The organism is Vibrio sp. 1069 (genome assembly GCF_033340555.1).
In genome coordinates, this window is the sequence record NZ_JAWOWP010001015.1 from 1 (window position 1) to 504 (window position 504).

1 protein-coding gene is annotated in these 504 nt (G+C 50.8%); it reads left to right on the top strand.

All coding sequences use genetic code 11. The features are described 5' to 3' along the window. Window positions 1–504, top strand: a 504-nt coding sequence (locus R7040_RS30345) for a HAMP domain-containing sensor histidine kinase (protein WP_318098174.1), incomplete at both ends; no start/stop codon positions are given.

Here is a 504-nt window from a genome sequence, read left to right on the forward strand (position 1 = left end):
CTGGATATTTCGCGTTTGGAATCGGGTAAGTTGGAAGTCAATGTGCATGGCTTCGCGGTCAACGATGTTCTGGCGAACCTCAATGCGGAATTCAGCGCATTGGCCAAACAACAGGGGATCGAGTTCACTATGATCCCATCTTCTCTAATGGTGAAATCGGACCCTAAATTACTGCGCCGTGTGGTGCAGAATTTCCTCACCAATGCCTTTCGTTACAGCCCAAATGGTAAAGTCGCGCTGGGAGTGCGCCGAGTTCAAGGGCGTGTGCGCATTGATGTGTGGGATAACGGCATGGGCATCGAGGAAGAAAAACAGCAGGAAATCTTCGAAGAGTTTAATCGCGGAACGCAAGTGCGCTCCGATCAAGGCTTGGGATTAGGCTTGGCGATTTCCAAAGGGATTGCGCAGGTGTTGGGGCACGAAATTTCAATGCGTTCGTGGTTTGGTAAAGGCAGCGTGTTCTCGATAACCTTGGATAAGGCTCATCACGTTCAGCCACACCCT